General features: G+C 73.2%; 3 protein-coding genes and 1 pseudogene. All 4 read right to left on the minus strand.

The genetic code is table 11. The annotated features are described in order from the left end of the window. A pseudogene (locus ABD378_RS41490) lies at positions 1 to 890 on the minus strand (PucR family transcriptional regulator); the annotation flags it as partial. Positions 891 to 1,023: 133 nt separating this feature from the next. Beyond that, a complete protein-coding gene (gene menC / locus ABD378_RS41495; protein WP_344530219.1) occupies positions 1,024 to 2,133 on the minus strand; it encodes an o-succinylbenzoate synthase in 1,110 nt (369 codons plus the stop codon). Further along, a complete protein-coding gene (locus tag ABD378_RS41500) occupies positions 2,130 to 3,065 on the minus strand; it encodes a GNAT family N-acetyltransferase (protein WP_386545854.1) in 936 nt (311 codons plus the stop codon). Before ABD378_RS41500 ends, menC begins: the two co-directional genes overlap by 4 nt. Further along, positions 3,049 to 4,107, minus strand: coding sequence for a M20/M25/M40 family metallo-hydrolase (locus tag ABD378_RS41505; RefSeq protein ID WP_344530215.1), 1,059 nt, complete (start codon positions 4,105 to 4,107; stop codon positions 3,049 to 3,051). Before ABD378_RS41505 ends, ABD378_RS41500 begins: the two co-directional genes overlap by 17 nt. Position 4,108: the final 1 nt, after the last annotated feature.

Consider the following 4,108-nt stretch of genomic DNA (forward strand, 5'->3'; position numbering starts at 1 on the left):
CCCACGAGGTCGGCGCGCAGCCGCCGTTCGACGTCGGCGCCCGCGCGCAGCCGCAGCAGATGCAGTGCGACCAGCTTGGCCGCGTCGCGCAGGGCCTGGTCGCGCTCGGCGCTGAGCGGCCCGTGGACCGCGGCCCAGATGGAGCCGAGTATCTCGTCACCGGCGCGGACGGCGAGGGCCACCCGCGGCAGGCTGAGGTCGCCGCCCTCCACCTCCACCAAGGGCTCCACGTAGACGGGGCGGTCGTTGCGGTACATGGCCTGGAAGACTCCGCGCTCCTCCAGGACGCGGGTGAAGCGTTCGGGCACCTGGCGGCCGAGGATGGTCTCGACCCGCGAGGGATCGGCCTCGTCCTGCCGCCCGGAGAAGGCGAGCACCCGCCAGCTGCGGTCCTCGATGGTGACGGGCGCGTCCAGGAGCGCCCCGACCGCGTTGGCCAGCGCGAACAGGTCCCCGGACGCCACACCGCCCAGCGTCTCCTGGCCCGTCTCCCCGACATCGCCCTCCGCGATGAGCGCCCGCAGCATCGCGGCGAGCTGCGCCCACGAGGCGCCGCGTGTCAGGCCGAGCAGCGCGACCCCGGACCGCCGCACCGCCTCGGTGACCTTCTCGTCGGCGGCGACCGGAGCGCGGACGACCAGTCCCGCGGCGTCCTGGGTGCCGAGGGCGTCGAGCAGCCGGACGATCTCCACCGGATCGTGCACCGCGACGCCGAGCACGAGTGCCTGAGGTGGCGGCACGGGCTCGTCGTGCGGGTCGTGGATGACGACGCCGCCGATGTCGTCGGCGCCGTCGGGGTCGCCGCGCACGAGGTCCAGGAGCGTGGGGCCCAGATCCTCGAGTACGCGCCGCAGGCTGGCTCGGGGATGGGTGGTCACCGGGATGAGCACGCTTCCTCCCGTGGGTGGCGAGAACCGGCTTCGTGCACGGCTTCCTATACGTCGTATAGGTCAAGAGCCTACGGGGAGTTCCCCACGTACGACAGGGTCGTGCGCGGCAGCCGCATCAGGCGGGGACCCCGCATCAGGCGGGGATCCACTCCGTGGACACCGTCACCGCGTCGAGGGCGTCCGCGAGCGGCTCCACACCGATGCCGGGCCCGGCAGGGACGGGCAGATGCCCGTCGTCGAGGGTGAACGGCTCGGTGATGTCCGTGCGGTAGTAGCGGTCGGACGCGGAGGTGTCGCCCGGCACGGTGAAGCCGGGCAGCGCCGCGAGCGCGACGTTCGCGGCCCGGCCGAGCCCGGTCTCCAGCATGCCGCCGCACCACACGGGCACCCCGTGGGCGGTGCACACGTCGTGGATGCGGCGGGCCTCCAGATAGCCGCCGACCCGGCCGGGCTTGATGTTGACGATGCTGGTGGCGCCCAGAGCGATCGCGTCGGCGGCGGCGCGTGCCGAGGTGATGGACTCGTCCAGACAGATCGGCGTACGCACCTGGCGCGCGAGCTCCGCGTGGCCGATCAAGTCGTCCTCGGGCAGCGGCTGTTCGATGAGCAGGAGGTCGAACGGGTCGAGCCGTGCCAGGTGGCGCGCGTCGGCGCGAGTGTAGGCGGTGTTGGCGTCGACCTGGAGCAGCACGTCGTCGCCGAACCGCTCGCGGACGGCACGCACCGGCGCGACGTCCCACCCCGGCTCTATCTTCAGCTTGACGCGTACGTAGCCGGCGTCGAGGTATCCCGCGACGGCCTCCAGGAGCTCAGGGACCGAGTCCATGATCCCCACCGAGACCCCGCAGGGCACCCGATCGCGTACGGCACCCAGCTCCCGCGAGAGCGGTACGCCGCGCTCGCGCAACTCGGCGTCCAGAACGGCCATTTCGAGGGCCGCCTTCGCCATCAGATGCCCCTTGAAGGGGCTGAGCGCGGGAGCGACCGCGGAAGCGTCGAGCCGGTCGCGGCGGCCGGTGAGCGCGGGAACGAGGAAGCGGCGGAGCACGTCGGCGCAGCCGTCGACGTACTCGGACGAGTACAGCGGATCGCTCATCGCGACGCACTCGCCCCAGCCCTCGGCGTCGGGTGTGACGGCGCGCAGCAGCAAGGCGTCACGGACCGTCTGCGTGCCGAACGAGGTCCTGAACGGCGCCACCAGCGGCATCCGGATGCGGCGCATCTCGACCCCGGTGAGCTTCATGCCGTGTTCTTCCATGACGTGTCCTTCCTTTCGACGATGTACCGGCCCGCCCGGTCGAAGCCGGTGATCCGTGCCCCGTCCGCGAGCAGCCCGCCCAGGACGTCACGCACGGCGGAGCGCCAGGCGGCGGCCCGGGCGGGGTCGGTGGCGCGCAGCCTCTCGATGTCGTCGGGCACGGCGACCAGGACGGTCGGGCCATCGAGGGTGCCGAGAACCGGGCGGTCCCGCGGTGAGACGCCGAGGGCGGTGACGCCCACCGTGTGCGGCGCGCCGCGCCGACCCGCACAGGCCAGGGCGACCTCGGGGGCGGCGAGGCGCCAGGTGACCAGGAGGCGGTCCGTGTCGTCGGTGCCGTTGATGCCGTCGTGCATCGGGCCGTAGAAGTTGGGCAGGTACTCGGTGGCCGCGGCGGCCAGTTTGCCGAGGTTGAAGTAGGCGTTGCGGCGCACCAGCGGATCGAACGTCCAGGAGATCTCGGCCACTTGACGCTGGAGCGCCCAGGCCCGCTGGTGCAGCTTGAGGGCGTAGCCGACATTGCGGCCGCGCATCCCTGTGGCCACCCCGGCGATATGGCTGTGCAGGGCCTCGTCGGCGGGTGGCGAGAAGAACCCGACGCAGGCGCCGACGAGTTCGCCGCCGATGAATTCGCCGCTGTCGAGTTCGCCGCCGTCGAAGGCGCCGCCCACATAGCTGCCCGCCTTGGTGAGCGCGCGCAGCAGTTCGGTCGTCACCGGCGGGGTCTTTCCGTCCGGCCGCCAGATTCCCTCGTAGAGGTTCTGTACGGCCTCCAGGTGCTCCAGGTCGGCGAGTTGACGTACGGACACGCGGGCCGAGCGGGCCGCGGACGCCGCCGCGGCGACGGCCTCGCCCACTACGCCACCCGCCTCGGTGGTGCGGCTCGTGTCGCTGGACAGATCAATCACGGGAGTCATCTTCTTTGCCGTGGGGGCGCTGGGCGTGATCAAGGAGTTCCCGCAGCAGTGCCGTGAGCAGGGCTGTCCGTCGGGGCAGTTCGGCCACCTCGACGTGTTCGTGGTCGGCGTGGGCGCCGCCGCCGACGGCGCCGAGTCCGTCCAGGGTCGGGGTGCCGACGCCCGCGGTGAAGTTGCCGTCCGAAGCGCCGCCGACGGCGACCGCGGAGAGCGGCCCGACGCCCAGGTCATCGGCGATCCGGGCGGCGCGGGCGAACAGCTCCCGCGAGGCGCCGCCGGGCATCGGCGGCCGGTTGGGGCCCCCGGTGACCTCGATACGGGCCCCGTCGAGCACCGGCCGCAGGCCCCGCATCGCGGCGTCCACGCGGTCCTGCTCGGCGGTGCCGCGCATCCGTACGTCGACCGCGAACCGCCCCTGTGCGGGCACGGTGTTCGTGGTGGTGCCCGCGTCGAGCGCGGTCGGCGTGACGGTGGTTCCGGCTGCGGCGTCGCCGAGCGCCGCGGTGGCGAGGATCTGGTGTGCCGCCTCGATGCTCGCGTTCACGCCGAGGTGGGGCTCGAGCCCCGCGTGGGCGGCGCGGCCCCGCAGCAGCACGTCGTAGCGCGACACACCTTTGCGTTCCGTCTTGAGGGCCCCGCCGTCCGCCGACGCCTCCAGGACGAGTGCCGCTTCGCAGCCGCGCGCCTCGGCCTCGATGAGCGCGCGGGACGAGGGTGAGCCGAGTTCTTCGTCGCCGGTGATCAGCACGGTCACGCCGTCGGTGCTCCGCAGCGCGGCCAGGGCGTGGAACGCCATCACCACGCCGGTCTTCATGTCGAAGCAGCCCGGCCCGCGCAGCACGCCGTTCTCGATGCCGAACGGATGCGTGGCGAGCGACCCGACGGGCCACACCGTGTCGTGGTGGCCGACGACCAGGACGCGGCGCGGCACGTCACCGAGCCGCCAGCGCAGGTGGGTGCGCCCGTCGAGGACGACGCGCTCGGGGGCGGCGGCCAGGTGCGCGGCGCCCACGTCGGCCACCAGGTCGGCGCTGCGGGCCACG

Source organism: Streptomyces rectiviolaceus, from assembly GCF_039533825.1.
GTDB classification, from domain to species: domain Bacteria; phylum Actinomycetota; class Actinomycetes; order Streptomycetales; family Streptomycetaceae; genus Streptomyces; species Streptomyces rectiviolaceus.

Excerpts from the sequence above, each read along its gene's own strand:
- menC (WP_344530219.1), bottom strand. The coding sequence starts at position 2,133 with ATGAAGCTCACCGGGGTCGAGATGCGCCGCATCCGGATGCCGCTGGTG.
- ABD378_RS41500 (WP_386545854.1), bottom strand. The coding sequence starts at position 3,065 with ATGACTCCCGTGATTGATCTGTCCAGCGACACGAGCCGCACCACCGAG.